At 66.2% G+C, this 25,947-nt stretch carries 25 protein-coding genes and 3 pseudogenes; 9 read left to right on the plus strand and 19 right to left on the minus strand.

Annotated elements, in window-relative coordinates; translation table 11 throughout:
* Positions 1 to 197: 197 nt before the first annotated feature.
* Positions 198 to 446, plus strand: a pseudogene (locus tag ACQUQ0_RS15630) (bifunctional 4-hydroxy-2-oxoglutarate aldolase/2-dehydro-3-deoxy-phosphogluconate aldolase); the annotation flags it as partial.
* 30 nt (positions 447 to 476) lie between these two features.
* Here the strand turns inward: ACQUQ0_RS15630 and ACQUQ0_RS15635 are convergent.
* Positions 477 to 1,442, minus strand: a pseudogene (locus tag ACQUQ0_RS15635) (FAD-dependent oxidoreductase); the annotation flags it as partial.
* A 184-nt stretch (positions 1,443 to 1,626) separates the two neighbouring features.
* Between ACQUQ0_RS15635 and ACQUQ0_RS15640 the strand changes: the two are divergent.
* Positions 1,627 to 1,949: pseudogene (locus ACQUQ0_RS15640) on the plus strand (winged helix-turn-helix transcriptional regulator).
* An 82-nt stretch (positions 1,950 to 2,031) separates the two neighbouring features.
* Positions 2,032 to 2,292 carry a winged helix-turn-helix transcriptional regulator gene (locus ACQUQ0_RS15645; protein WP_435186467.1) on the plus strand — a complete coding sequence of 87 codons (261 nt, stop codon included), beginning with the start codon at positions 2,032 to 2,034 and terminating at the stop codon, positions 2,290 to 2,292.
* Positions 2,293 to 2,309: 17 nt separating this feature from the next.
* Here the strand turns inward: ACQUQ0_RS15645 and ACQUQ0_RS15650 are convergent, their stop codons facing one another.
* The 11 genes from ACQUQ0_RS15650 to ACQUQ0_RS15700 form a co-directional block, all read right to left on the minus strand.
* Entirely contained in the window at positions 2,310 to 3,059 is a 750-nt protein-coding gene (locus tag ACQUQ0_RS15650) for a sulfite exporter TauE/SafE family protein (protein ID WP_435186469.1), read from the minus strand.
* 32 nt (positions 3,060 to 3,091) lie between these two features.
* A complete protein-coding gene (locus tag ACQUQ0_RS15655; protein ID WP_435186471.1) occupies positions 3,092 to 4,360 on the minus strand; it encodes a M20 family metallopeptidase in 1,269 nt (422 codons plus the stop codon).
* Between the two features lie 19 nt (positions 4,361 to 4,379).
* Positions 4,380 to 4,862, minus strand: coding sequence for a dihydrofolate reductase (locus ACQUQ0_RS15660; RefSeq protein WP_435186529.1), 483 nt, complete (start codon positions 4,860 to 4,862; stop codon positions 4,380 to 4,382).
* 52 nt (positions 4,863 to 4,914) lie between these two features.
* Positions 4,915 to 5,244, minus strand: coding sequence for a hypothetical protein (locus ACQUQ0_RS15665; protein ID WP_435186473.1), 330 nt, complete (start codon positions 5,242 to 5,244; stop codon positions 4,915 to 4,917).
* A 144-nt stretch (positions 5,245 to 5,388) separates the two neighbouring features.
* Positions 5,389 to 7,086: a glutamate synthase-related protein gene (locus ACQUQ0_RS15670; RefSeq protein WP_435186475.1), complete on the minus strand. Its 1,698-nt coding sequence runs from the start codon at positions 7,084 to 7,086 to the stop codon at positions 5,389 to 5,391.
* Between the two features lie 111 nt (positions 7,087 to 7,197).
* Entirely contained in the window at positions 7,198 to 9,183 is a 1,986-nt protein-coding gene (locus ACQUQ0_RS15675; protein ID WP_435186477.1) for a thiamine pyrophosphate-binding protein, read from the minus strand.
* Between the two features lie 190 nt (positions 9,184 to 9,373).
* Positions 9,374 to 10,447 (minus strand): two-component system sensor histidine kinase NtrB, encoded by a 1,074-nt coding sequence (locus ACQUQ0_RS15680; RefSeq protein ID WP_435186478.1) that lies wholly within the window; start codon positions 10,445 to 10,447, stop codon positions 9,374 to 9,376.
* 66 nt (positions 10,448 to 10,513) lie between these two features.
* Entirely contained in the window at positions 10,514 to 10,870 is a 357-nt protein-coding gene (locus tag ACQUQ0_RS15685; RefSeq protein ID WP_435186480.1) for a DsrE family protein, read from the minus strand.
* A 153-nt stretch (positions 10,871 to 11,023) separates the two neighbouring features.
* On the minus strand, positions 11,024 to 12,451 hold the full coding sequence (locus tag ACQUQ0_RS15690; RefSeq protein WP_435186481.1) for a dihydrolipoyl dehydrogenase: 1,428 nt from the start codon (positions 12,449 to 12,451) through the stop codon (positions 11,024 to 11,026).
* A gap of 99 nt (positions 12,452 to 12,550) precedes the next feature.
* A complete protein-coding gene (locus ACQUQ0_RS15695; protein WP_435186483.1) occupies positions 12,551 to 13,057 on the minus strand; it encodes a peroxiredoxin family protein in 507 nt (168 codons plus the stop codon).
* A 41-nt stretch (positions 13,058 to 13,098) separates the two neighbouring features.
* Positions 13,099 to 13,836 carry a DUF547 domain-containing protein gene (locus tag ACQUQ0_RS15700; protein ID WP_435186484.1) on the minus strand — a complete coding sequence of 246 codons (738 nt, stop codon included), beginning with the start codon at positions 13,834 to 13,836 and terminating at the stop codon, positions 13,099 to 13,101.
* Positions 13,837 to 13,970: 134 nt separating this feature from the next.
* On the opposite strand from ACQUQ0_RS15700, the gene ACQUQ0_RS15705 reads away from it, so the two are divergent.
* Positions 13,971 to 15,461, plus strand: a complete 1,491-nt coding sequence (locus ACQUQ0_RS15705; protein WP_435186486.1) for a radical SAM protein — start codon at positions 13,971 to 13,973, stop codon at positions 15,459 to 15,461.
* Positions 15,461 to 16,165, plus strand: coding sequence for a methyltransferase domain-containing protein (locus ACQUQ0_RS15710; RefSeq protein WP_435186487.1), 705 nt, complete (start codon positions 15,461 to 15,463; stop codon positions 16,163 to 16,165). The genes ACQUQ0_RS15705 and ACQUQ0_RS15710 overlap by 1 nt, the downstream gene beginning before the upstream one ends.
* 25 nt (positions 16,166 to 16,190) lie before the next feature.
* Here ACQUQ0_RS15710 and ACQUQ0_RS15715 read toward each other — a convergent pair whose 3' ends face one another.
* The 3 genes from ACQUQ0_RS15715 to ACQUQ0_RS15725 all read right to left on the minus strand — a co-directional run bounded on the left by ACQUQ0_RS15715 (position 16,191) and on the right by ACQUQ0_RS15725 (position 18,820).
* On the minus strand, positions 16,191 to 17,213 hold the full coding sequence (locus ACQUQ0_RS15715) for an NAD(P)/FAD-dependent oxidoreductase (RefSeq protein ID WP_435186488.1): 1,023 nt from the start codon (positions 17,211 to 17,213) through the stop codon (positions 16,191 to 16,193).
* A gap of 123 nt (positions 17,214 to 17,336) precedes the next feature.
* Positions 17,337 to 17,864, minus strand: a complete 528-nt coding sequence (locus ACQUQ0_RS15720; RefSeq protein WP_435186490.1) for a hypothetical protein — start codon at positions 17,862 to 17,864, stop codon at positions 17,337 to 17,339.
* The gene (locus ACQUQ0_RS15725) at positions 17,861 to 18,820 is read right to left on the minus strand and encodes a DUF3179 domain-containing protein (protein ID WP_435186491.1); all 960 of its coding nucleotides are present in this window, start codon (positions 18,818 to 18,820) and stop codon (positions 17,861 to 17,863) included. The genes ACQUQ0_RS15720 and ACQUQ0_RS15725 overlap by 4 nt, the downstream gene beginning before the upstream one ends.
* 148 nt (positions 18,821 to 18,968) lie before the next feature.
* On the opposite strand from ACQUQ0_RS15725, the gene ACQUQ0_RS15730 reads away from it, so the two are divergent.
* A complete protein-coding gene (locus ACQUQ0_RS15730) occupies positions 18,969 to 19,106 on the plus strand; it encodes a hypothetical protein (protein ID WP_435186493.1) in 138 nt (45 codons plus the stop codon).
* 146 nt (positions 19,107 to 19,252) lie between these two features.
* Here the strand turns inward: ACQUQ0_RS15730 and ACQUQ0_RS15735 are convergent, their stop codons facing one another.
* The 3 genes from ACQUQ0_RS15735 to ACQUQ0_RS15745 all read right to left on the minus strand — a co-directional run bounded on the left by ACQUQ0_RS15735 (position 19,253) and on the right by ACQUQ0_RS15745 (position 22,591).
* On the minus strand, positions 19,253 to 19,846 hold the full coding sequence (locus ACQUQ0_RS15735; RefSeq protein WP_435186494.1) for a hypothetical protein: 594 nt from the start codon (positions 19,844 to 19,846) through the stop codon (positions 19,253 to 19,255).
* Positions 19,833 to 20,975, minus strand: coding sequence for a DUF3179 domain-containing protein (locus ACQUQ0_RS15740; RefSeq protein WP_435186496.1), 1,143 nt, complete (start codon positions 20,973 to 20,975; stop codon positions 19,833 to 19,835). Before ACQUQ0_RS15740 ends, ACQUQ0_RS15735 begins: the two co-directional genes overlap by 14 nt.
* Positions 20,976 to 21,040: 65 nt before the next feature.
* Positions 21,041 to 22,591, minus strand: a complete 1,551-nt coding sequence (locus ACQUQ0_RS15745) for an ATP-binding protein (RefSeq protein ID WP_435186497.1) — start codon at positions 22,589 to 22,591, stop codon at positions 21,041 to 21,043.
* 514 nt (positions 22,592 to 23,105) lie between these two features.
* On the opposite strand from ACQUQ0_RS15745, the gene ACQUQ0_RS15750 reads away from it, so the two are divergent.
* Positions 23,106 to 23,837 (plus strand): NAD(P)H-hydrate epimerase, encoded by a 732-nt coding sequence (locus ACQUQ0_RS15750; RefSeq protein ID WP_435186499.1) that lies wholly within the window; start codon positions 23,106 to 23,108, stop codon positions 23,835 to 23,837.
* A gap of 32 nt (positions 23,838 to 23,869) precedes the next feature.
* On the opposite strand, the gene ACQUQ0_RS15755 is transcribed toward ACQUQ0_RS15750, so the two are convergent.
* On the minus strand, positions 23,870 to 24,256 hold the full coding sequence (locus ACQUQ0_RS15755; RefSeq protein WP_435186500.1) for a winged helix-turn-helix transcriptional regulator: 387 nt from the start codon (positions 24,254 to 24,256) through the stop codon (positions 23,870 to 23,872).
* A 169-nt stretch (positions 24,257 to 24,425) separates the two neighbouring features.
* Between ACQUQ0_RS15755 and ACQUQ0_RS15760 the strand changes: the two genes are divergently transcribed.
* Positions 24,426 to 24,851 (plus strand): hypothetical protein, encoded by a 426-nt coding sequence (locus ACQUQ0_RS15760; protein ID WP_435186501.1) that lies wholly within the window; start codon positions 24,426 to 24,428, stop codon positions 24,849 to 24,851.
* Between the two features lie 117 nt (positions 24,852 to 24,968).
* Positions 24,969 to 25,916, plus strand: coding sequence for a sulfite exporter TauE/SafE family protein (locus ACQUQ0_RS15765; protein WP_435186502.1), 948 nt, complete (start codon positions 24,969 to 24,971; stop codon positions 25,914 to 25,916).
* Positions 25,917 to 25,947 lie beyond the last annotated feature (31 nt).

Genomic DNA, 25,947 nt, shown 5'->3' on the forward strand with positions numbered 1-25,947 from the left:
CAAGCGCCTCGAAGAGGACCTCCCCGGACTCGTCCTCAGCGCGGCCAAACGAGTCGAGCTCGATCTCGCTGACTGAGGTGTTCAGTAATGCTAAACAAAAATTAACTTTTGATCTTTGTTCACTAAAAACGAACAAAAAGCGGCCTGAACGCGCCGTTCGTCAGTCGATTTATCACCGTCACTCGACAGGGAGGCGTATGAGCCGACACCGACATACCGACCTCGCGCGCCTGCTCGACACCGGAATCGTGGGAATTATCCGGGGCGCACCGGCGCCGAAGACGGTCGACGTGGTCGACGCGCTCGCCGCTGGCGGCGTCGACGTGGTGGAGGTGACCGCCGACACGGACGGCGCACTGGAGACGATCAGCCGTATGAGCGACGCTTTCGACCGGTCGGAGGTACTCGTCGAGGCGGGGACCGTTCTCGACGCCGAAACGGCGGGTGCGGCGCTCCGAGCGGGGGCGAAGTTCATCATCACACCGAGTTTCGATCCCGACGGTCTCGAGGCCGATCCCCTCGCTGTTCGGCGTGACGCCAGTCGCGACGAACAGCGCGTCCCCGGTGACCGTGCGCTCGGTGTTGTCGACAATCGTCTCGATAATGATGCCTGACTGTCTCGTGTCGGCGCTTCCGTCGGCTGCTGGCGTGCGGACGCGCTGGAAGTCGTTACCGGTGACCACCGCGATACCCTCTGCTTCGAACGTCCTCTACATCTCACGACCGAGCTGGCCTTCCATTCCGGAGAGGACGTGCTCGGAGCGCTGGAGAATCGTGATGTCGACACCGACCTGGTGGAGGATCTGTCCCCATTCGAGCGCGATGTACCCGTCACCGATGATGACGATGCTCTCGGGAAGATCGCGTTCCTCGAGAATGGTTTCGCTCGTGTAGTAGTCGACGTCGTCGAGCCCGTCGATGGGTGGTGCCCAGGGTGAACTCCCCGTCGCGACTAGCGTTTTCTTGCCGGTGATCTGGATCCCTTTGTCGGGGCCATCGACGATTTCGATGGCCGTGTCGTCACCGGAACGCTCAGCGTTTCGGTTGCCCGAGGGACGTAGTCCCTTGCTGTCGATCAGTTGGCCGTAGCCCCCGTAGATATCAGTCTCGAAGTGCTCGGCGACGTCGACGTAGTTCTCCTGCCGGAACCGCTCGACCAGAGCGTCGGTGCCGTCGAGTGCCTCCGCCCGGTCGACCGTCGGCTCGTCGTCGCTGTACCGGACTGCCTCGAACGGATTCTCCTGCGGTGCGGCAGCACTCTCGCCGACAGCGAGGAGGTGTTTGCTCGGGACACAGCCGACGTTTATGCACGTCCCGCCGATTGGGAGTCCTGTATTCACCAATGCTGTCGAAAGCCCTCGTCCACTCGCTTCTGTGATGGCAGCAAAGGCAGCGGCTCCGCCGCCGAGAATCACGAGATCATACGAATTGTGCTCCTCCATCTCGTCACAGATTTAGAACGCGAAGTAATTGTACTGTGGAGTCCAAAGCTATGGAGTAGGTCGGAGGCCACGAAGCTATGGCAGATTCAACATCATCTCCCCCCTTACGTGCGATGTCGACGGAACGTGCTACTGTCCGCTGACCGGTGTCATCGACACGCTCAGCCAGAAATGTGCGATGTAGCTGATTAGCATCATTGGCGCTCACGAGTCACTCCGGTTTGGGGCGATCGAGGAGCACCTCTCGAGCGCCAGTACCTCGACCATCTCGAAACGGTTGGACGAATTCGAGGAGGCCGGACTGGTCTCTCGGACTCATAGTGATTACTCTCGTCTCTTACCGCCGAACGCTACCCCCGGTAACGGCGTTCGGCGGTAAACAGTGAGAGTAATCACTATCAGTATAACGAGATTCCACCCCGCGTCGAGTACTCGCTGACCGACGACGGGGGCGAGGTGAGAACTCGGCTCGAACCCCTCTTGGAGTGGACCTCGACGGACGAGTAATTGATGACCAGCGAACGGTTGTGTAACCGCGTTGCATCTCCGGTAGTCGGTTAAGATGATTCCATCCCATTCTCTGATATTGATGCCAGACCAGTCGTCTTTGTCCACTCAAGCACCTTCGACTGCCCTCCACGACCTCCCGCCGAGTGCAAAACTCGTCGCGAAAACACTCGAATATGAGGGCGATAGTACCCAGTCGGCCCTCGCCGAGTCGACACTTCTTCCAGCGCGAACCGTTCGCTATGCACTCACCCAACTCGAAGAGAACGGGCTCGTCAAGTCACGTATCTCGTTTATCGATGCCAGGCAGCGTATCTATTCACTTGAAGCGGATCTCGACTGAAATACTGACATCGCTATTCACAGTATTCCGGCCCCGCCGCCTACCAGACGGATTCCCACCACGGTAAGCAGCCCCAGCACGACGAGTCTGCGAGAGCGCTCGCTGGCGGTGATTCGAAGGCGCTTCCCGACTGCGACTCCGATGACGGCCGGGATGGCAGCGACGACGGACGCGAACAGGACAATTCCGCTCGGATATAGCCCGAACAGCCCCGCCACACCAACGCGGATACCGTTGAGTCCCAGGAATACGAGCGCGACGACGCCGACGAATAATCCGTGTGAGAGGTCGAAGCTCCGAAGATACGCGATGAGCTGTACACCGACGTTCGTCCCGCCGAACAACAGTCCCGAGATGCCGCCGACACCGACCATCCCAGTTCGCGTGTGAGCGAACGCACCGATTCTACCTGCCGACCATTCTGGGAGGGGAATCCGTTGCTGAGCGGTCGCGACGAAGCCGAGCGTCAATACTCCGAGCCCCACACGCAGTGGGGCGGTTGGAAGACTACTGAGGACGGCCATCCCGACTACCGTGCCGACCAGCGCAGCACCGATGAGTGGAGCAAACCGTCGACTACAGGTTCGGAGCTCTTCCCGGGAGAGATCACGTACCAGCGAAAGATTCACCGCGAGAATAGGGATGATCATGAACACGACTGCCGTCGCCGGATCGATCACCGTTGCGAGTGCCATCGTCCCGACGAGGGCGAACCCGAAGCCAGCCAGCCCATTCGTCGTTCCGGCGATCAGAATAACGAGCGTCATCAGCGCGACTGTTGGCCCCCCAATAGCTGCAATCATTCGTCAGTACTCGTGAATTGCTCGTAGAGGACTGGGAGTGTTCCGTAGCTGATAGCGTTTCGAACCAGGGCCTCGGTCGTTATGTATTCATCAGTTCCGTGCGCTGTCTGGGTGCCGAAGCCGAACTCGACCGTGGGAGTTCCGTTGTGTCGGAGGACCTTGGCGTCGCCACCACCAGTCGCACTCCGTCGGTAGACCTGGTCGTCGACGACGTGCTCGGCCGCCTGCGCGCTCGCTTCGACGATGGGACTCCCGAGCGGTTCGTACGACCCACGGGTCCAGGAGATGTCCGCAATCTCGATACCATCCATCCCGGTCAAGCAGTTCCGTATCCCGCCGAGTGCCTCTCTGGTATCGACACCGGCGGTCAATCGAATATCGACTCTCGCACACGCCGAGGCCGGCACTGTGTTGATCGCCGTTCCGCCCTCGATGATGCCGAGATTGATCGTCGGGTATCGGTACAGGCTGCGGGCAGCCTCGCCCCCGGCCTCCGGCTCGTAGAAGTCGATGGATTCCTCGATAATCTCGTCCATCGATGAATCGACCGACAGTTTCTGCTGTCCGAAGTCGTGTCGAAGCTGCTCGATTGCATCTGTTAGTCGATCAACCGCGTTCTCCCCGATCATCGGCCGTGAGCCGTGGGCAGCCGTGCCCGACGCTTCGAGCGTCAGCCAAATGTTCCCACGATCGGCAACCGAGACGGAATGTCGCCCGTTCCGAGCGGTGGTTTCGCCAACGACACAGGCGTCGGGATTGAACTCGGACGTCTCTAGCAGCGTCGTGAGGCCGGCGTCTCCGCCGGTCTCCTCGTCGCTCACGAGCGCGAACTGGAGTGTCACAGGTGGTTCAGTCCCGGTGCGAGCGTAGGCGAGCGCGACCTGCACCATTGCAGCGACGGCACCTTTCATATCGGTCGTTCCACGTCCGTAGATGCGGTCGTCGTCTCGCTCACCTAGCGGATCGTACGCCCAATCGCTCTCGTCGAACGGGACGGTGTCGAGATGGCCGTTGAAACACAGCGTCCGGTCGACTTGGCCGGGGAGCGTAGCGACGAGGTTGGGCTTTTCGGGGTCGACTTCGAAGCGCTCTACGGACAGCGAAGGTTCCTCGAGCGTATCTTCGAGCCACTCGACGACATCGATCGTTCGCCCGGGTGGATTCTGTGTCTCGTAGCCCACGAGCGTCTCCGTGAACTCGAACAGCTCTGTACGATTGGTGGAGAGGTACTCGGCGACAGGTGTGGGTAGATCAGACGTATCCATAATTGGTAAGGAGTACTCGTTAGCTCGGTTCTCGCACCCACTCTTCGAGGGTGAAGTCGTCGTAGGGGGTGCGATCGACGACGGTCCACTCATTCGCATCCCATTCCGGGAAGTAGGCGTCACCGTCGTATTCACCGGGTATCCGGCTGAGTACCATTCGATCGACGACGGGCTGGAACAGGTCGTAGATGCCTGCCCCACCGATGACGTAGGCGCGGTCGGACCCAAGCGACTCGACGGTTGCGACCGCGTCGTCGATGCCTCCCACGTGGTGTGCTGATTCGACGTCGTATTCGGACGCCGATCGGCTCAATACGATCTGTGCCGTTCCGGGCAGGTCATCACGCATCGAGTCGAACGTTCGACGACCGAGGATGACGGGCCAGTCTGCGATCCGCTTTCGGTACTGTCGTTTGTCGGTCGAGATGCTCGGCCACGGTAGTTCGCCGTCCCGGCCGATAACGCCGTTCTCTGCCACCGCAGCGACTGTAATTAGTTCTATATCCATATTCAATCGGTGGTGATTTTGCGTATTTCCGGTAGGTTTGCCCCTATCACGACCGCTTGATATTCGATCTGTCGTGGCGGACTGCTGGGTGAACAGCAATCACTACGATCGCTCCGGCGGTTGCGAGGTTCAGATAGATTGTTGGACGATCGAAGCCGACAACCACCTCCACGAATACCCAGACCAGCATCGCAACGGCGACGCCGACGCTCGTGGTCCACCCCCACCGGCGTCGCGTATAGAGCCCGTAGCACACGACTGCCGGGACGAGTCCGAACACGACGAAGAGGATGAGGCCCGGAACAAGGAAGTTCTCGAACGGCGTCCCGTCGAGTGGAGCCGACGAGAGGCCCACAATCTTTCCGGAAGAGGTCATCAGCAAGGCCACACCGCCGATTGCTGCACGGACCGCGAGCTGGCCAAGCACCGCCAGCAATACCCACAGAATCGCTGGACGGCCACGAATTCGCATTAGTTAGTCTCTGTTCGTGCCGAACATTCAAGCGTTGGGGCATCGGCGTCACGGTTCCGTAACCCCCGCATATTCGACGCCGGTCAGGTCGGCGATATCCTTCTTCCAGGTCGTCAGATCACGGCGTTCGAATCCGGAGAGGCTGTCGTGTCCACAGGCACGGGCCATCACCTTCATCAGTTCGACCGTCGCCTCGAAAAAATTCTGTAAGCCGTCGGCGGCGGAGTCGATGACGAGGCGGTTTCTGAGGTCCTCTCGTTGGGTGGCGATCCCGACCGGACAGTTGTTCGAGTCACAGGCCCGCATCCCGAGACAGCCGATCGCCTGCATCGCGGAGTTCGCGACCGCGACCCCGTCAGCGCCGAGCGCCATCGCCTTGATGAAGTCAGATTCCGTCCGGAGGCCGCCCGTTGCGATGAGCGTCACATCCGGCCGGTCGCGCTCGTCTAAGTGGCGGCGGGCACGCGCGAGCGCTGCCATCGTCGGGACGGAGATGTTGTTCTTGAACACGTCCGGCGCTGCGCCGGTTCCTCCGCCCCGGCCGTCGAGGATGAGATAGTCCGCGCCGGTCTCCAGCGCGAAGTCGATATCCTCCTCGACGTGCTGGGCGGAGAGCTTGAATCCGATCGGGATGCCGCCGCCGACGTCGCGTACCCGGTCAGCCATCTCGGCGAAGTCCTCGGGCGTCCGCAGGTCGTCGAACCGTGACGGACTCACAGCGTCCGTCCCCGGTTCGAGGTCACGAACCTCGGCGATCCGGCCCTGTACCTTCTCGCCCGGGAGGTGGCCACCGGTTCCGGTCTTCGCGCCTTGGCCGGCTTTGAAATGGAACGCCTGGACCCGTTCGACAAGGTCGATGTCCCAGCCGAATTTCCCCGTTGCGTACTCGTAGAAATACCGAGAGTTGACATCCTGTTCTTCGGGAAGCATCCCACCTTCACCGGAACAGATGCCCGTACCCGCCTGATCTGCCCCTTTCGAGATAGCGATCTTCGCCTCCTCGCTGAGCGCCCCGAAACTCATATCACTCACGAAGATCGGGATGTCCAGCCGGAGCGGGTTCTCCGCGTTCGGGCCGATCACGAGTTCCGTATCGACTGGGGCTTCGTCGTCGAGCGGGGTCTGGGCGAGCTGAGCCGTCAGGATCTGCAGGTCGTCCCAGGACGGGAGTTCGGAACGCGGGACGCCCATCGCGGAGACGTCACCGTGCTCACCGATTCCCTCGGGTCCCTCCTGGGCGAGACTCTGGATGTAGTGTGTGTACGGCTCGTTCTCGTCGTCGGGCTCACCGTAGAACTCGGGGTCGACCGATCCCCCGTCGATATCGTCGGTGGCTCCCTGCATCGCCCCGTCGTCGCCGTCTCCAGCCTCGGGTGGATCGTACGGTTGCGGATTCTCTTCCGCCCACGTCGCGACTTCCTCGGCGTCGACGAAGACGGCGTCCTCGTCCTCGTCGACCCACGCGGTGAACGTCTCGAGAACCTCCGAGTTGTCGTACTCGCTGACGCCCGTGTCGTATCGGTAATCCCAACCGTGAACGCCGCAGATGAGATTGTGCCCCTCGACGTGGCCGTCGCCGAGGAGCACCCCGCGATGCAGGCAGCGACCGTACAGGACCGACACCTCGTCGTCGTACCGGACGACCACGAGGTCGACATCCTCAACCCGAGCGTGTGTGGGTTCACGATCCGGGAGGTCGCTCCAGACGGCGACCTGTTCGGCCGCTCCCTCGTTGGAGCGACTCATATTGTGTACCTCCCTGCTTGGGGGGTAGATCGGCGCTCGATACGACTCGACGACTGCTGACCGGAAATCGATGTAGTGTGTATCATCATTGGAGTGTCGTTTCGGGAATGTTCACACCGGATCCGAGTCGGTGAGGATTTCGACGAGGGCGGGGCCGTCGTACCCGATTGCATCTTCGAGTGCTTCGTCGAGTGCGTCCTCGTCGTCGACGAAGACGCCGTGACCGCCGCAGTTTTCGGCGAATGCAGCGAATTCAGGATTGACCAGATCGGTCTGCCAGACGTCCCAGCCGCCCGTGCGCTGCTCCTTGCTGATCTTCCCGAGTTCGTCGTCGTTCAAAAGGATGTGCGTGATATCCATATCGTACTTGACGGCGGTCGTGAACTCGCTCATGTACTGGCCGAAGCCGCCGTCGCTAGAGACCGAGACCACCTTGCGACCGGCGAACGGCGACTCGGGTTCCTGTGTGGCCGCCCACGCGCCCAGCGCAGCCGGGAACGCAAAGCCGATTGAGCCGAGATAGCCTGACATAAGTACCGACTGGTGTTCCGGTTCGAAGTACCGTCCGAACGCGTAGGTGTTGTTCCCGACGTCGACGGGGATGATCGCGTCGTCGGGGACGAGCCGCGTCATCGCGTCGAAGGCGGTGGCGTAGTTGACGCCACGCTCGGGCGTCCCGGCGCGGCGCGTCGCCTTCTCTTCGCGCCAGATCGCCCACCGGTCGGCGAGTTCTTCGCGCTGGCTCTCCGCTTCGATATCGTCGATACGGTCAAGCAGTTCGTCGACTGTGACGCCGATCTCGCCCCAGACGGGCACGTCGATACTGTGGAATTTCCCCAGCGTCATCGCGTCGTAGTCGACGTGGATCGTCGGCTTGTACTCGGCAATGCCCGTGTGATTCGAGAAGCTCGCCCCGAAGACGGCCAGCAGGTCCGCCTCGTTCATAAAGTGGCTGGCGATGGGCGTCCCGCTTCGCCCGAGGACACCCCCAGCAAGCGGATGCGAGTCGGGAATCTGCCCTTTGCCCTTGAACGTCGTCAGCACCGGACAGTCGAACCGCTCGGCGAGGTCGACGATCCCGTCCATCTCGAAGCGAGCGCCGTGACCGACGATGATGACCGGCCGTTCGGCGGTCTCGAGTAAGTCCACAGCATCTTGGAGCGCGTCCTCTGGCGGACTGATGTCGCGATCCGTGATGCGTCCCTCGGGGTCGCCTGGTTCGACATCCTCGGCGGACTGGGTCTGGATCTCGTCGGGGAAGATCAGGTGTGAGACCCCCCGTTCGAGGATGGCGGTCTTGGCGGCGCGGGTCGCGAGTTCGGCGTGCTGGCTGTCCGGCAGGGCGGTCGCCTCGAACTCCGCGACGTCGCCGTAGGCGGCCTCGAGGTCGACCTCCTGGAAGTTGCCCGTCCCGAGGACCTGCGACTCGACCTGTCCCGTGAGCGCGATGGTCGGCGACCCGTCGACGTTGGCGTCCCACAGTCCCGTGAGCATGTTCGTCGCGCCGGGACCGGCGATGGAGAAACAGGCCGCCGGACGCCCGGTGAGCTTCCCGTACGCCGAGGCGGCGAACGCGCCGGCGCCCTCGTGACGGACGCCGTAGTACGAGAGGTTCCCCCGGTCGGCCTCGCGGCGGAGCGCGTCGGCGAGGCCGAGATTCGAGTGGCCGACGATCCCCCAGACCTGCCGGACGCCCCAGTTGACGAGCGTCTCGGCGACGACGTCCGAGACCGTCCGCTCGTGGGGCGCTTCTTCGGGAAAGCCGACGTAGATGCCGTCCTCGCGTTCCTCGACCGGAAACGTCCGGACGCAGTCGTCGTGCGGGCCGGGCGTCTCGCCGGTCTGCGGGTCGAAGTCCCACCCGTGCCACGGACAGCGGAGCCAGCCGGTCTCGATCGAGCCCTCGCCGAGCGGGCCGCCTTGGTGGGGACAGCTGTTGTCGAGCGCCGCGTATTCGCCGTCGTAATGCGTCATCGCGACGGTCGTATCGCCACAGCTGACGGCCGTGACGCGGCCCTCCGGGAGCTCGTCCGGGGAGAGTGCCTTGTACCACGTCGTGTCCCCGTCGGGCGTGTTCGGGGACGAGTGATCGCCCATACAGGAGCAGACCGGGGCGGAAGGGCTTAACGACGCCGTGGGCGTGGAACCGCGTTTCACCCCACCAAACGATTTATATATCAGATCCGATCCCGGCCGTCGATCAGACTCATCCTGTTCTATCGGGCGCGTCCGTTCCGATTCATCCGCCTGCGGCGTCGGGATCCCCGTAGGCCCGTCCGCGACGGCGTCACGACGTCTCGACCTCGAAGCGCGCGCCACCCTCTTCGGCGTCACAGACCTCGATTTCCCACCCGTGCGCCGCCGCGATTTCGGCGACGATGGCGAGGCCGAAGCCGGTCCCGTCGTCGGACGTCGTGTGGCCCCACTCGAAGATGGCCTCCCGCTCGTCTTCGGGGACGCCCTGCCCGTCGTCTTCGACGTAGAAGCCGCTCTCCCCCTCGCGCTCGAACGTGCCAACCCGGACGGTCACCGACTCCCCGCCGTGGGCGGACGCGTTCTCGAAGAGGTTCACGAGGAGTTCGCGGACCCGACCCCGGTCGGCGCGGAGGCGCAGAGACGACTCGATTCGCAGGGTGGCAGCGCCGAGTTCGCAGTCGCTCCAGACCTCACGCGCCAGGGCCTTCAGTTCGACCCCCGTCCGCTCCTCGACGAGTTCGCCCCCTCTGGTGTGCCGGAGGAGCTCCGACAGCATTCGGTCCATCCGGTCGGCCGCCCGCTCGATGGCGTCGAAGTGCTCCGGATCGCCGGTCTCCCGCGCGAGCGTCAGGTGGCCCGTGATGACGGAGAGGGGGTTCTTCAGGTCGTGAGAGACGATCCCGGCGAACCGATCCAGCCGTTCGATCGTCTCTTCGAGCTCGCGGCGGTGCTGGACGCGCTCGGAGACGTCACGGAGCATCGCGATCATCGTCGTCGGCTCACCTCCGCCGTCAGCGGGCTCTAAGGCCGCGCCCGAGATCTTTGTCGGGATCTCGTCGCCGTGTTTCGTCAGACACGTCAGCTCGTCGGTGAATCCGGACCCCTCCTCGACGACCTGGGAGATGAACTCGCGGCGCACCCGGTCGATATCGGACGGGTGGATGTCTTCGGGATGCATCGACAGGAGCTCCTCCCGGGAGTACCCGAGCAGCTCGCACGCTCTCGGGTTCACGTCGACGAACGCCTCGGACTCGAGATCGACGACCATCACGGCGTCGTTGTTGTGCTCGAAGATCTTCCGGTAGCGCTCCTCGGCGGCCGAGGAACGGCCGTCGCTCGCTGGATCGGAGCTTCGTCCGCGATCACCGTTCGAGTCGGTCGGCATCGTTTGTCGGTCTCCACGCTCCCCTATCAAAAAGCCGTTAGTCGGTTTCGGTCTCCGGGACCGAACTCAGAACGTGATGACCTCGTAGCCGTCGTCGACCAGCGAGCGGATGCTCGGGTGGCCGTCGTGGTCGTCGAGCGTCACGACGCCCGCGTCGGCGACGGCGTCCTCGACGCCGAACGCGCCGGAACAGAAGTCACACGCGGAGGCGTCGTCGCGGACCGCCTGATACAGCTCGTGGTAGTCGTTGGCTTCGTCTTCGAGTTCCGGGATCCACTGCGTGCCCGCGCCGTCGAAGATGACCTCGACCTCGTCGCCGTCCGCCTCGGCGAACTCCTTCGCCGTTTCGAGCCCGTTTACCAGGCGCCCGGCGTTTTCGTGTCCCTCTGTTCCTGCGAGGATGATGACTGCTGCTTTCGTCATTGCACGCTCCGATACGTCCCGGACCGGTATATATCGGCTGTAGCCGTGTGATCCCGAAACCCTCCCGAGACACATTTATATACGAGCCTTGGTCGCTGGGGACGGGCTCGTCTGACCGCGACGGTTCGACGACGTCGCTCCCGGACCGGTCGTTCAGTGCGAGTGGCCGGCGTCCCCGCGGGAGAACTGCCCGGAGAACCCGCGCTGGACGACCTCTGACAGCGCGGGGTGGATGTGGACGGACTCGCGGATGTCCTGCACGGTCCCCGATCCCGCCGTCATCGCGACGACGACCTCCTGGATCAGGTCGGCCGCCTCCGGGCCGATGATGTGGCAGCCGAGAATCTGCCCGTCGAGGTCGATGATCGCCTTTAGGAACCCGTCAGCCTTCATCGCGCTCCCCCGCGCAGTCTGATCGTACTGATACGTCCGGGTGGCGTACTCGCGGTCGGCCTCTCTGAGTTCTTCCTCGCGAGCGCCGACGCCGGCGACCTCGGGCGAGGCGAACACCGCGAAGGGCATCGCGGTGTAATCGACGGGCTGGAGTTCGTCCCCGAAGAGGTTTCGGGCGACAGCCTGCGCCTCGTGGTTCGCGCTGTGTTTCAGCAGGTACTCGCCGACGATATCGCCGAGCGCCCACACGCCGTCGGCGGTCGTCCTGAGGTACTCGTCGGTCTCGACGAACCCCCGTCCGTCGGTTTCGACGCCCGTCGCGTCGAGGTTCAGGAGGTCCGTGTTCGGCGTGCGGCCCGCCGCGACGAGCAGTTCGTCGCCCGTCACGGTCACGGACTCGTCGCCGACGGCCCCGCCGTCGGGACCGTACTCGTAGGGACGCGCTTCGAGGGTCACCGCCCCGTCGCGTTCCGAAACGGCGGTGGCCGCGTGACCCGTGTGGAGGGTGAAGCGATCGGCGTAGCGCTCGGTGAACGCTTCGGCGATCTCCGCGTCGGCCTCCGGGAGCAGGTTCGGACGCCGGCCGACGATCGTCACGTCGCTTCCGAAGGTGCCGAAGAAGTGGCCCAGTTCCGCCGCGATATACCCACCGCCGACGATCACGAGGTGGTCCGGCGGCGTCTCCAGTTGGAGCGCCTCCGTGCTCGTCAGGAAGTCCACCTCGTCGATCCCGTCGACGTCAGGGACCGCGGGCCGAGTCCCAGCGGCGATGAGGACCGTCTCCGCGCGGATCTTGGCTCCTTCGTCCGCGCCGCTCACGACCTCGACCGTCCGGTCGTCGACGAATCGACCCTCGCCCTTGTAGAGGTCGTGACGGGACGAGGAGCGCAGTCCGTCCCGGATCGACGCCGCGTCCGCCTGGACCTCTTCGTTGACCTCGCGGACGATCTCGGCGAACTCGACGTCGGCGACCTCGGCGTCGATGTGAAACTCGCCTGCCCGATCGATCGTCTCGAGCACGTCGGCGTGGTAGAGCAACATCTTCGAGGGGATGCACCCTCGGTTGAGACACGTCCCCCCGAGCGGCCCCTTCTCGACGACAGCGACCGACTGCCCGCGGTTCGCGGCGGCGTTGGCCACGTCCAGTCCCGACCCCGAACCGACGACGAGGAAGTCGACGTCGTTCATACTCGTCCTCTCCCTCCCGGAGACATAATACCCACCGCAGGTGTGTCGCTTCGGTACCCAGCCGCGACGGGATCGACAGCCCGAGGCGGCCCCGACGCCTCAGCGGACTTCGTCGATCTCCGCGAGGATCTCGTCGATCTCGGGGCGGTCGAACGTCGACGAGCCTCTGTGCACGTACGCGACTTCCGGCGCGCTCTCGCGTCTGTCGACGACGACCACCTGCGGCATCCGACCAAAGAAGTCGGAGAGTTTCCCGAGGACACCGAACCGGACCGGCTGATCGTACGCGTCGCCCGCCTCCGTGTTCGGATCCGCCAGTAGTGGATATGGGAGGTCGTAACTCTCCTGCCACGCCTCGACGCGGTCGACCGGCTCGGGGACGACCGAGACCACTTCGGCGTCGCGCTCGCGGAACTCGTCGATCCGGTCGGCGAGCGCCTGGACCTGCGTTCGGCAGTTCGTGCAGTAGTGATCACGCTGAAAGAAGAGGACGACGAAGGAGACATCGGGAGGTAGTGCCGCCAGCGAAAACGGGTCCGGCCCGACGGCGACGTTCGGGAGCGAAACGTCCTCGACTTCGATTCTCTCGTCCGTTTCCTCGGCCATACCGGAGTGTGGAGGGCCGACGGTGAAAACCGTGCGGGCGGCTACTCGACGAATCCACCGGGCGCTTTCGACCAGTCCCACGACCGATAGCGGATCTTCGGCCTCGCGTCCCCCGGAAGCGCCCCGTACGATTTGAGAAACGAGCGGATGCCCGTCCGCCCGCCGAAGTCGCCGCGGAACCACAGGAACACGCGGGGCACGCGAACGACGTTCGTTCCGGGATCGTACGCCACCGTCGCGTCGAGGTAGCTACGGGTCGCCAGATCCAGTTGGTCGTCGACGCGATCCGGTTCGTACGCGCGGATCGCCGGACAGCTCTCGGCCCCGCAGTTCAGCGCGAAGTGGAGCCGCGGATCGCAGTCCTCGAGCCGGTAGCGCCGCTCGAAGTCCGTGACGTAGACCTTCGGCAGATATCCCAGCCCGTACTTCGACCGACCCCCGCGCAGGATCCCGTTCTCGATGCGGTCGAGCGGCAGCGCCGCGCCGGCGACACTCACCGCGGGGGCGTGAAAGAAGCGGACGAATCGGAGGGGGCTCTCGTAGAGTTCGGGGTGCTCGGCGAGGAGGTGCTGCGTGCCCGCGTTGTAGCAGTTGAGCCAGAACGCGAGCGCGGTCCGTCGGTCGCTCCGGACCCGGTGGAGGTCCTCGGCGGTGGCCGTCGCGAGCGCGCTCCGGAGATCCTCGGTCGGCTCGCCGAGTTTGTGCGCGAGGAGTAACTCCCGTGCGAGCGTCGTCGGCGAGCGGTCCGACTGGGTCGTCGCCGACGCCGGACGTGACATAGCGACGGTTGGCGACGCTCGCGAAAAAGGGTTCTGCGCTGTGGCGAAGACGGCGCCCGAGGGTGGCGCTCGGTCCCGTTCGGCCGTCACACACCCCCGGTACGCTTATTCCGGATCGGTCCTCCTTCCTTTGCGTGCCACAGAGTGACACGATCGCGACGACGACGAGCCTCTGTCCGGACTGTCTCGAGGCGGTCCCGGGCCGGTACGCGGAACGCGACGACGGCGTGTTCCTCACCCGCGAGTGTCCCGACCACGGGACGACCAGCCGACAGGTCTGGGGGTCGCTGGACCACTGGGAGTGGGCCGCCGACTTCGGGCCGAGCCCGGAGTACGACGGCGACCTGACCGTCGACCCGGACCACGCCTGCCTGGCTGTCGTCGAGGTGACCGGGGACTGCAACCTCTCGTGCTCCTACTGTTTCGCCGGCTCCGGGCCCGGCGGCGACCACCGGTCGACCGACGAGATCGAGGCGCTGCTGGACACGGTCGCCGACGCCGGTGGTCGTCCGCTGCAGTTCTCCGGGGGCGAACCGACGGTCAGGGACGACCTCCCGGCGCTCGTCGAGCGCGCTCGCGCCAGGGGGATCGACCACGTCGAGGTGAACACCAACGGGATCCGCCTGGCGACCGAGGAGAAGTACGCGGAGCGACTCGCCGAGGCCGGCGTCACCGCGGTGTACCTGCAGTTCGACGGCCTGACGAGCGAGACGTACGAGCAGATCCGCGAGGTCGACCTCGTCGACGAGAAGCACGCCGCGATCGACGCCTGCCGGGCCGCCGACCTCCCGGTCGTCCTGGTACCGACGGTCGTCCCCGGGGTGAACGATCACGAGATGGGCGACATCGTCCGCTTCGCGCTCGACAACCGTGACGTCGTCCGCTCGGTCAACTTCCAGCCGGTGGCGCACTTCGGCCGCTACGAGCGGAACGACGGCCGGTTCGCCCTCGACGAGGCCACGCGCCTGCTGGCCGAGCAGATCGAGTCGCTGGAGCCCCGGGATATGCTGCCGGCCCCCTGCTGTTCCGCGTACTGCCAGATCGGGACCGCCTTCGTCCCGCGGGACGCGGATCCAACGGCGACTGCCGACACCGGAGCGAACCGCGCCGATGCCTGCGGCTGCGGGGACGCGTGCGCCGATGCGGACTCGTTCGTCCCGCTCACGCAGTACGTCGACGACCGGCTCTGGGACACGCTCGCCGGGATGGTCGACGAGGGAGATTATATGGAGCTGCTGGCCGGCACCGCGGCCGGAGAGGAGTGGGCGTGCAAGACGGCCGGGTGCTGCGGGGTCGACGTGCCCGGCGGGGTCAAGGGGCTGTTCGACGAGGTCCTCCCGGTATCGTTCACGGGGTTTATGGACGCTGACGCCGCCGACCTGAATCGTCTCAGCAACTGCTGCATCTCGGTCCCGACCGCCGACGGCGACCTGGTCCCGTTCTGCGGCTACAATATGACGACCGAGGACGGGGAGTACGCGCTCCGGAACCGCCACGGCTGGGGCGGGAAGCGCGCGGCCGACGCCCCGTCCGCGGAGCGCGACGGCGCGGCCGGCTACCGGGGCGACCAGGCGGCTCCCGACGGTGGGTGTCACACAGGGGACTGCGCCGACGGGAGCGACTGATGGACGGCCTGTTCGACGCCGCGCTCGCGAACCCGTGGGGAACGCTCGAGACGGTCCTAGACGGACCGCTCCACCCCGGCGGCACCGAGGCGACGGCGCGACTGCTCGATCGGGCCGACGTCGGCCCCGGAACGCGCGTGTTGGACGTCGGCTGCGGCGCCGGCGACGCGCTGCGGGTCGCCCGCGAACGCGGTGCTCGCGCGTTCGGCGTCGACCCCGACCCGCCGCGAAACACCGACCGGACGATCCGGGGTGACGCGACGGCGCTCCCCGTGCGGACCGGGGCGGTGGACGTCCTGCTCGCGGAGTGTGTCCTCTGTCTCACGGACCTCCCGACGGCCCTCGAGGAAGCGCGTCGCGTCCTGGACCGCGGCGGGCGGATCGCCCTCTCGGACGTCGTCGTCGAGGGCGGGGACCTCGACGTCCCCGATCGGATGGCCGAGGCCCTCTGTCTGAACGGGGCGCGTAGCCGTGAGCGACTGACCAGTCGGCTTGCCGACGCTGGCTTCGACGTGGAACACACCGCCGAGCACCGCGAGGAACTCCTCGCGATGCGCGATCGCGTGGCTGATCGGGTCGACTACAAGGGGATCCTCGGACTGATGGGCGACCGCGGCCGGCGTGCGCTGGACGCGATCGCGGAACTGGAGGCCGCGGTCGAAGCCGGCCGGGTGAGCTACGTCTCGCTCGTCGCGAGCGCCTGAATCAGGGCCGCACGCTGCCCCGATCTCATTCGCCGTACGTGTGGAAATCCACGGCCTGTTCGAGCAGTTCGTCGGGGATGCCGGGGACCTCCTCGGAGCGGACGGGACCGGCCTCCGCGATGGCGTCGGGTTCCCGCGGGAAGTCCCGGAGCGCGAAGTGGATGTCGATGCCGGCCTTGGCGCCCTCCGCGAGCGCGATCGGGACCTGATTATGTCCCGGCGTCAGGTCGCCGACGGCGTACACCCGCTCGGTCGACGTCTCGCCGTGATCGCTCACGTCGACGGTACCGTCGTCGTTGATGTCGCAGCCGAGTTCGCGGGCGAGCCCGTTGTTGTACTCCGCGCCGTACATCGCGAAGCCGCCCTTGTACTCCCTGACCGACCCGTCCTCGAATTCGAGGGCCTGCAGCCAGCCGTCTTCCCCGTTCTGCACGCCGGTCACGTCCTCGTGGATCACGTCGATCGGGTGGTCCTCGAGCATCCGCGCCGTCTCGTCGCTCCACTCGGGGTCGTCGCCGCGGGTGAGCAGGTCGACCTCGTCGGTGAAGTTCAACATTATGCCCGCGACGTGGGCCGCGCTCTCGGCGTGACCCATCACGTACACGGACTGGTCGACGAACATATGGGCGTCGCAGTGGAGGCAGTAGTGGAGTCCGCGGCCGGTCCGCGGGAGCGGCGGGTCCGGACGGATGTCGTTGAAGCCGGTCGCAAGAACGACGTACTCCGTCCGGTAGACGGCGCTGTTGCCCTGGAGTTCGAGCGATCCCCCCTCGCTTCGGTCACAGGAAGTGAGCATATCGCGGTGGAGATCACACCCGTACTCCTCTAACTGCTCTTTGCCGACGCCGAGGTACTCGTTGCCGCTCGTCTCCTCTCTGACGCCGATCAGGTTATGCACCTCCTGCATCATCGCGGCGCGCCCGCCGCCCCGATCGACCAGCGCCGTCCGGTGCCCGAGTCGGGTGCTGTACATCGCGGCCGTCTGGCCGGCCGGACCGCCGCCGACCACAACGACTTCGTACTTCTCGGTCGGGAGTTCGTCGGTCATACCTCCGTCGACCGCAGACAGAGTAAAAAATCTATCTCGGGCGTGGGACCGCGCTACAGGCCCGAACGGTCGGGTGCAGCATCCGGAGGCGGGGCTGCGACAACGTGGCGCCACACACTCGCGCTACTCCGCGCGGTACAGGAGCGACAGCACGATGATCAGCGCCACCTCGCCGGCCTTCGTCGTCGCCGCCCAGACGTCGGTCGTGAGGTGACTGACGACGTTTTCGAGCGGCGGGAGGCCGTGGAACAGCGGCTCGCGCCCGGGGAGGAAGCCGCCGTGGCCGGTGAAGTGCCAGGCGAAATAGCCGACGAGGTAGACGGCCGCGACGGCGATCCCGGCGAGGTAGTACGGCCGCCTGTCGGGCGCGTTCCGACTCAGCGACAGGCCGACGAAAAGGGCGACGCCGGAGGCGGTGAACGCGAGCGGGCGCGGATCGAAGAGCAGGAACGCGGGGTTCGCGTTCAGGACCGCGAACAGTTCGAGCATCCCTTTCTCGGGGTGGAGCAGGTGCTGCCCGGCCACCACGACGGTGAGGAGCGCTCCGACGGACGGGAGCGCTCGCGACTCCGGCAGGTCCGCCGCATCCGAGGCGTCCGCGTCCCCGTCCGATCGCGAACCCGTCACCGGCGGGTCGTCCGCCGCGCTCACCGGTCCGCACCCCCCTCGTAGAACGCGTCGGGGCCGTGCGCGTCCTGCCAGGCGAAGGCGAACAGCCGCCGCGACGGGACCGGCGCGAGCCGCCGGCCGTCGTCGCTCTCGCCGGTCGTCGGGTCCCACGTCGCCCCGTCGGCGCGGATCGTCCCGTCGCGGAGTTCGTACTCGAGTCCGGGATCCTCGAAGACGGCGGCGGTCCCCTCGTCCGCGACGACGAGGACGTCGACGGCACCGACAGTGTCGGTGACGACACCGCCCGCGGCGGCCACTCGATCGATCGGGTAGGCGACGTGGTCGTCTCCGATCTCGACCCCGAGAACAACGGTTTTGGCGTCGAGGTCGTCTCGTTTCCAGGAGCGCCGAGGTCCCTCGCCTCGCATCCCATAGAGGCCGAACTCCGAGCCGTCTGCGTACCGCTCGTAGGGGGTCATATCGTAGACTTCGCTCGGGGATGGCCCGCCGGGATCGGCTGATCCGCGGACGGGCTGGAGGACGACCCCGTCCGGGTGGCGCTCCCGGAACGCCGCCCAGGCGACGATCGGCGCGGGAAGCGCCGTCAGTCGCCGCCCCGCCAACTCGCCCGCGATGGCCTCGCCGGTGGGCTGTTGCCACTCGCTTTCAGTCTCGCGGTCGTACATCACGAGCGCGTCGTCCGCGAGCTTTCCCGACGTTCCGAACGTGAGCGTCCGGCCGTCGACGGTCCGGTCGTACACGACAGCACTCCAGCAGATTGGACACCACGTCACAGCGACGGGCCGCCCGCCGACGGCGTCGTTCACGATCTCGTGGTAACTGAGGATCCGGATCGGGTACGCGCGGGGCGGGTCACCGTCGACGACGATCACCTCGTCGCCGGGATCGCCGATGTACTCCCGACCGAACGACGGGTCGTCGATCGAGGGGATCGCATCTCGGGGGAGGACGTCCCGGATTGTTTGCTCCGAAGTCACGTGAGATCACACGGCCACTATCGGGCTCGCTACCCGGAGACTGGTCGTGCGGAGAGCAGTCGCCGGGAGTTGATAAATCACCCCCGATCGTGTATCGGCGTTGCGCTCCCGCCACAGCGTCATCAGAGTCTCCCACGAACCTTCGTGTATGTCCGACAGCGATCGAGCGCCGGCGGAACCTCCTCGCGAAACGGCGATCCCCGATTCCTACGCGATCAACGTGCGCGAGGAGTCGATCCACGTCTGGGAGCGGCGGGTGACCGCTCGGGCGCAGGCGGGCGAGTAGAACTACGTAGAGACGCTCGACCGGGCCGACGACCCCCTCGTCTCGGTGGAGTACGCCGAGTTCGCTCCGGCGACCGACGGGGAGTACTGGGTGTACACGCGGACCTACGAGTGCCGGCTCGACTGCGAGTAGCCCGCGGACGCCCGTCAGACCGCCGCAGGGTCGACCTTCCGCCCGATCGAAACCAGACTCCCGACGAGCATCGCGAACGCGATGGGCACGAGGAACTGGAACCCGGTGACGATCGTCGCGCTGGCCTGGACGCCGATCACGAGGAGGATCGTCGGGCCGCAACAGGCCGCGCCGGACAACAGCGCCGGGACCCCCGCCAGCACGCCGGTCGAACTCTTCAGTCCGCAGGCGCGCGGTTGAACCAAGCCGAGGTACGTGAGCGCGAGGTTCGCCCCGACGAGTGCGGCGAGTGCGAGCGCCAGGGCGGTGTTGAGCGGGGAGAACAGGTACGTCAGCGGGCCGATAGAAACCACGGCGACGGCGCCGAACCGGAAGAACCCGAGGCTGGCGAACGCCCGAGAGAGGTCGTCGGCGACGCGGATCGACGGCTGACCGCCGCCGCCGACCGCGATGTCGCCCACGGTGAGCAGGTAGCCGATGAGGTAGAGCGCCCCCGCGCCCACGAGGACGAACCGGGCGTCCCGACGGGACCAGGCGGCGGATAGCGCCGTCCGCGTTCGGATGAGCGCGTCGCGGCCGGCAGCGAACCCGCGGTCAGTCTCGGACATACAGTGACGTATCGGGGTAGAAGCCGCTCCAGGCGAACCACATCGCGTCGAACGCCAGCAGGCGCTCGCCCGGGAGCGCCGCGGGTTCGTGCCTTTCGCCGGTCTCGTCGATGATGCGCCCATCCCGGCACTCGTAGCGCGTCTCGTCGGGATTGCGGAACACGTAGCCGGTATCCAGCGTCGGCTCGTACGCCGCGACGATCGGACTCTCGCCGAGCGTTCCGTGGATGACCTTCCGGTTCCGGAGCGCCTCTTTCTCGAAGGCCGCCGCCCCCTCGGGCGTTCTGGTCCCGATGACGACGCGCTTCGGTTCGAGGCGGTCGTCCTCCGAGAGCGACCGGAACATCGTCCCGGAATCCGGGCTGTAGTACCCGGAACGGGGGTTGTACGATCCGTAGGGATCCCGATCGTAGTTGGACGCGAAGCCGGTGTCGCGCGACAGGACCAGCGTCTCCGGATACGTCTCTCTCCACCGCCGCCAGGTGGTCCAGACTACCCGGAACTCCGACAGCGACTGGACGGTCGGATCGCCGTTCCAGGGGCCGGGAACGGCCGTCGCGAGCACTTGCGGCCACCACGTCTCGGTGGCCCGGTCGTACATAATCAGGTTATTGTTCACCAGCCGACCGGAGACGCCGAACGTCGTCTCGCCCCGCCGGAACCCCATCGCGGTCCCTGTCAGCGGGCAGTAGGTGACACTCACGGGCGTGTCGTCGACGACGTCGTTACAGATCTCGTGGGAGACGAGGATCGACTGTGGGTACGCCTTCGTCTCTCCGCTCGCGGCCACACCGAATACGGGATCGCCCGGGGCGAGCCAGGACGACGCCGTCTCGCTCTCGACGAACGACGGGTCGTCGATCGAGGGGATCCCGTCCTTCGGCGGACCGCCCGACACCGCTTGGTCGCGTATCTCGCCCGGCTGCATCGGCAGCGGAAGGCGCTCCTCGGTCGTCGGGGGCGGTCGTGCGCCCGTCGAGGACGCCGTCGTGGCATTGCGCTCGCTCCCGTTGGCCGCACGCTCCCGGGCGTCACCGGCGGACCCGCCCCGTGAGCCGCCGAGACAGCCCGCCACCGACCCAGTCCCGAGCGCGGCGAGCACCGCTCTCCGAGTTAAAGTGGTAACCATACCCACACGTTGCCACCCGAAGGTGAAAAGCGCACCCTAACCAGCGGGTAACCGCCCGCTCCGTGTTAGCGCAGCCATCGTCGGACCCGGTGGAGGACCCGCGCCGGGTCGGCACCGCTGACGAGCGGGTGGGTGATACCCATCACTGTCCCCCAGATCGCGTGCGCGACGAGCCCGATGACCGAGAGGTTCGGGAGAGCCGCGGGTATCCCGAGCAACTGGAGCCAGAGCGGCATCAGTATCCCGGCGGCGACAAGCCAGAGCACGACGCCCCACAGGAGGCCGAGAACCCCGGACCCACCCGGCCACGAGGCGTATCGGCGGAGCCCCGGCGCTGCGACCCCGGCGGCGAACAGCAGTCCGAAGATCGCGCTGTGGAAAAGGTGAGTGATCCACCCCACCAGCGGGCTCTCGATGCCGTACAGCGACCCGATGACCGGCAGGACGCCGGCCGTCAGCTGGAAGTACGCTCCCATCGCGACGCCGCCCACGAGTCCGGCCACGATGGCGCCGATGAGAGTCGAGACGCCGAGGCCGATGGACTCCGGTCGGATCCGCTCCCGTTCGGTGCGGGGAAACGCGACCGCGATCTCCGTGCGGCCGTCCCCGGACTCGCCCGAACTCACCCGGATGGTCCCGCCGAACTGCGTCACCAGCAGACGGATGATCTGCAGCCCGAACCCGGCCGACGGATCGTCGAACTCCGGGAACTGCCCCGTCTCGAGCAGCGACCGCTGTCGCTGCGGGAGCCCCGGTCCGTCGTCGGCGACCGTGAGTTCGAGGGCGTGGAGCCGCTCGGTGATCGTGATGCTCGGTGCGTCGCCGTGGGTCGCGGCGTTCGTCAGCAACTCGCGGACCACGAGCGAGAGGCGATCGTCGCCCACGATGGTCGTGTCCTCGGCGTCGACGGCGAGTTCCGGATCGACGTCGTACGCCTCCCGGATGGCCTCCACTTCGGCCCTGACGATCCGTTCGAGATCGGTCCGAGTCGACCGGTCGGCGTCCCTAGCGACGACGCCGACCTCCTCGATCGTGTTGCGGATCCGATCGATTGCTCGCTGGATCGCCGCCGTCGACGCCGGGCGGCCCCCCTCGGTGCTGCTCAGCACGTCGGTGTGCCCGCCGATGATGGTGATCGCGTTCACCACCTCGTGTTGGAGCAGTCGGTTGACGAGCAGCGCGCGGTTCGCGGACCGTTGGATCTCCTGCTGCTGTCGGAACGCCCTGCCCGACTGAACGCCGGTGAGCGTCCCCCCGATCGCACCGCCGAGGAGCACGTTCGCGACGAGGAGCGGCGCCTCCCGACCGACGGTGATCGCGCCGGTGCGGAGCAGTTGATCGACCGCCGTGATCCCGAACACGACTGCCATCGCCGCGACCCCCAACACGTGCCACCGGGCGACCGTGTTCACGTAATCGGACTCGAACGGTCCGACCGTGAGGACGACGCCGTAGACGCTCAGTCCCAGTCCGACGACGAGCGGGAGGAGTCCCGCGACCAGAAACGGGAGCGCGGCGTCGGTCCTGAGCGTCTCCGCGACGAAGAACCGCGTGACGCCGAACCCGGAGATCGCGATGAGCAGGCCCCCGGGTTCCAACCGATCGGTGACGTTCATCGCGGCCCCCCGCCCAGGAGTGACGGATGCCACCGGTCTCGGCCCCCTCTCGTCCAGCCACAGCGATTCCGAGAACGGGTCAGTAGAGTCACGAGGAGATCACGGTACGGTATGCGAGACCGTCCGGAATCATCCTTCGGGAACGGGAAACTCATTCGATTACCACGCGGTAACTCGGATACGAATACGTTCGCGTGAGCTTATGTGGACCGTGGGACAACCGGCTACCGGGGGGTCGGCTGCCGGTGTCACGCCCCCAACCGTAGCTCACTCCCACACCCCCCCTTCTCCCACATCCCCTTTTGTCACCCGAGAGCACCCATCACGTTCCCCGGAGCGCGGTGGCGACGAGTCGTTCCACGGGGTAACTCCCACGACGAGCCGTTCTGCACACAAACCGACGCGACGTCCGCGACCCCACTAGTTGACGGGCGATCCTCCGCCCGGGGCGTGGTGTGTGTGCTCCTTGCACGAACGACGTACTGCTAACAGACGGGTGTCCCTCGGGACGGGTATGGAGTTCCGAACCGACGACGGCCGCATCGTCCCGGCGGTAACTGCCGAGGAGATGCGAGCGGTCGACCGAGTCGCCGTCGAGGACGTCGGTCTCGAACTGTTGCAGATGATGGAAAACGCCGGACGCGCGCTCGCGTCGCACGTCTTCGAGGCGCGTTCCGCCCCCGACGCGCCCGTGGAGATCCTCGCCGGCAACGGCGGCAACGGCGGCGGCGGGATGGTCTGCGCGCGGCACCTCGCGAACAACGGCGTCCCCATCACAGTAGTCCTCGACCGGGACCCCGACACGTTGTCCGGCGCGGCCGCCCACCAACACCGCATCCTCGACGAGATGGCCGTCCCGGTCCGGAACGGGGCCGAGGAGCGAGGCGACCCGGCGGAGTCCGGGGTCCTCGTCGACGCGCTCATCGGCTACGGCCTGTCCGGACCCGTGAGGGGCACGGCCCGGGAGCTGATCGAACGGACGGCCCGCTCCCCGGCCCCCGTCGTTTCGCTCGACGTCCCGTCGGGCGTCGACGCGTCGGACGGTCACAAGGAGGGACCCCCCGTCAGTCCGGACCGAACGGTGACGCTGGCGCTTCCGAAGACCGGACTTCGGGACGTCGAGGGGTCGCTCTTCCTCGCGGACATCGGCGTCCCGCGAACGGTATACGACCGGATGGATATCGACTACCGACCGCCGTTCGACGGGCGGCCCTCCGTCGAGTTACACCGGAACCCCGGTGGGTGACGCCGCGGCGACCTGGGACGGCTGGCGGCGGTTCAGACGACCGGCGACGTCTGGCTGTCCGGTTCCGAGAGGTGTTCGAGCCCCCACTCGTACATCTCGTCGATCACGGACTCGAGAGAGCGCCCGTGGTCGGTGAGGGAGTACTCCACCCGAAACGGTTTGGTGTTGATGACGTCCCGTTCGACGAGGCGCTTCTCGCAGAGGTCCTCGAGGCTGTCCGAGAGGACCTTGCTGGAGACGCCGTCGATGTTCCCCTTGAGTTCGTTGAATCCGCTGGGGCCGTGTTCGAGGAGCCGATGCAGAATGACCGGGTGCCACTTCTTGCCGATGAGCGCGGAGGTCGTCGTTATCGGACACCACTCCTCCCCGGCGCACCAGCCCTCGAGTTCGGCGACGGATTCCGTCGGTTCGTTCGTCATAATCAGGTAACGATGAGTGTCGCTGGCTGGACCGTCGGGGGCGAAGATGTTAGTATTGACGTGCGAGTGCAGGGTGCTTGCAACGATCGACTGGGCCGCTCGTCACGGTCGTGTGGCGCGATTCAACGGCCGCGCTACGGTTTAATAGATCTCTCGCGTCGGTGGAGGTATGGTATCAGTTTTCGCTGGCCTGGCTGGAGGTCTCGTGGCGACGATCGTAATGACCATCGTGATGATGGTGATGGGCGACGGCGGTCCGCCGCCGACCGCGGCGCTCGTCGCGAAGTTCTCCGACGGGAATGCCGAGGACTACGCGATGCCCGGGATGGCACTGCACTTCGTCTACGGGATCGTCGCGGGCGCGGTCTTCGTCGTCGGCGTCCCGCTGCTCGGCCTCAGTCTGGGCTCGATCGCCGTCGCGGTCGGCCTCGGAATCGTGTACGGCATCGTGCTGATGATCGGCGGGATGATGTTCTGGATGCGGACGATCATCGGGATGGAACCCGACCGCGATATGATGGTGATGTTCGGGATGGTTCACGTCGTCTACGGCGTCGTCCTGGGGGCGTTCCTCGGGACGGGTATCCTCGCGTAAGCGCGCCTATCGTCTCGTGCCGTCCGTCGATCACGCCGTGGCCCGCTTCCAATTTCACTCGCTCGATACGCCGTTATGATCCGCTCCCGCTTCGTCGTCTTCGGTGGTCTCGTGTCGATGATTAGCCTCTTCGCCGTGACGTCGCCTGCAGCAGCGGCGACGATGTCCGCTGGGACGTCCGCGTTGCAGTCGCTCCCCGTGCCGGCGGGGTTCCCGGTCGAGCAGTTTCTCGCCCACTGGTGGATATTCCCTGCCTCGATCCTGTTCTCGCTCGTGGCCCTCGCGTCCGGGGTGTCGGGGGCGCTGTTCTTCAGCCCGTTCTTCATGTTGATCGTCGGCCTCTCGCCGTCGCAGGCGATCGGTGCCGGACTCCTGACCGAGGTGTTCGGGATGGGCAACGGGCTGCTGAACTACGTGCGGCAGCGGGTCGTGGACTACTCCACCGCGAAGTGGCTCCTGCTCGGTGCGGTCCCGGCGGTCGTCGCCGGCGCGTTCGCTGCCCACTACGTCCCCACGACGCTTCTCAAACTCGCCTTCGGCGTCGGGCTCCTCGTTTTGGGCGGGTTCCTGGTGTACTACGATCCGCCCGAGGAGTGCGTCCCGGGCGAGTGCGAAGGGGAGTTCCTCCGACGCAAGAACACCGGACGGGGGACGACGACCGTCGAGACGACCGACGGCGAGACGTTCACGTACGACACCTGCTGGCGCCCTCCCGGCGTCGGACTCGCCACCGCCGGCGGTTTCATCACGGGGCTGATAAGTGCGGGCCTCCCGGAGGTGACGACCACGCAACTGATCGTCCGCTGTCGCCTCCCGCCGCGCGTGGCCGTCGCGACCAGCGTCTTCGTCCTCGCGGTGGCCGCCCTCGCGGGCGCGGCGGTGCACGCGCTCGCCGCGACGCCCGTGTGGTACGTCGTGGCGTGGTCGATCCCCGGCGTCCTCATCGGCGGGACGGTCGGCACCCGCGTCGGGAAGTACGTCCCCAGCGAGGTAATGGAGCCGGCTCTCGGGGCCGTCTTCTCCGTCGTCGGTGTCGTCGTGCTCGCCAGCGAACTGCTCGCGTAGGACGCAGGTATCGGTCGGTTGGCCGACCTCG

Source organism: Halobellus sp. EA9, assembly GCF_051195055.1.
In the GTDB taxonomy this organism is placed as follows: domain Archaea; phylum Halobacteriota; class Halobacteria; order Halobacteriales; family Haloferacaceae; genus Haloquadratum; species Haloquadratum rubicundus.